General features: G+C 57.3%; 2 protein-coding genes. Both read left to right on the forward strand.

Annotated elements, in window-relative coordinates; genetic code table 11:
• Positions 1-79: 79 nt before the first annotated feature.
• Positions 80-400 carry a transposase gene (locus tag CYR55_RS22910; RefSeq protein WP_101818588.1) on the forward strand — a complete coding sequence of 107 codons (321 nt, stop codon included), beginning with the start codon at positions 80-82 and terminating at the stop codon, positions 398-400.
• A gap of 50 nt (positions 401-450) precedes the next feature.
• Positions 451-1,181, forward strand: a 731-nt coding sequence (locus CYR55_RS22915) for an IS3 family transposase (RefSeq protein ID WP_146001045.1), incomplete at its 3' end; no start/stop codon positions are given.

Genomic DNA, 1,181 nt, shown 5'->3' on the forward strand with positions numbered 1-1,181 from the left:
GGGAGCGTGTCTGTGTAGTGGCTTAATAGATTTAGACACGCTCAGAGGTTATAACTGACATAACTAATGAGGTGATTATATGAGCGGCCGGACATTTACTCCCGAATTCAAACGCGAATGCGCGGAACTGGTTCTTGATCATGGGTACTCCATCGCACAGGCCTGTGAGACCAACGAGGTTGGCCGTACTGCGATGCGTCGCTGGGTCAAACAGCTGCAGACAGAGCGCCGGGGCGGACTGCTTCCCACGGCTCGTCCCGCGTTAAAGCCGGTAACCCCGCTGACGCCCGAGCAGCAGTACATCCGCGAACTTGAAGAGCGGGTAAAACGGCTTGAACGGGATAAGGATATCCTAAAAAAGGCTACGGCTTTGCTGATGTCGGACTCCACAAAACCCTGACACTCATCACCACATTAAGCGGGCCGTACAGTGTAAAAGAGCTTTGCCTGGTGCTGGGAGTCCACCGGAGCCTGTTTTACTATCACCGGCAGCAACGTCCTGCCGACAAAGCACGCGCTGTGCTTCGCGGCCGGATGACGGAGCTGCATAAGGCAAGCCGGGGCGCCGCCGGGGCCAGAACGTTATCGACGTTACTGTGCCGGGAAGGCAAGGCGGTCGGTCGTTACAAAGCCGGGCGATTAATGAGGGAGGCCGGGCTTGTCAGCAAACAGCCCGGCAGGCATCGGTACCGTATCGTTGACCGGAGTGCATTATGTGCGGCCAATCATCTGAACCGCGACTTTACCGTAGAAAAACCCGATCGTGTCTGGTGCGGAGATATCACCTTCATCAGGTCCGGCACGGGCTGGCTGTATCTGGCAGTGGTGCTGGATCTTTATGCCCGTAAAGTCGTCGGCTGGGCGTTCTCATCAAAGGCGGACAGCCGTCTGGCGCAGGATGCGCTGACGATGGCGTGGCACAATCGGGGGCGTCCGGCGGGGATCTTGTTCCACTCCGATCAGGGTTCGCAGTACAGCAGCGTGTCGTACCGTGAAATGGCGCTGCGTTATGGCATGACGAGCAGCATGAGCCGTCGGGGCAACTGCTGGGACAATGCCGTGGCAGAACGCCTGTTCCGCAGCCTGAAAACGGAGTGGCTGCCGCCGAAGGGATACGCGAATGATGAAGAGGCAGAGCAGGATGTGAGACTTTATCTGACAGGTTATTACAACCGGATAAG

This window comes from Chimaeribacter californicus (assembly GCF_002858675.1).
GTDB classification, from domain to species: Bacteria; Pseudomonadota; Gammaproteobacteria; order Enterobacterales; family Enterobacteriaceae; genus Chimaeribacter; species Chimaeribacter californicus.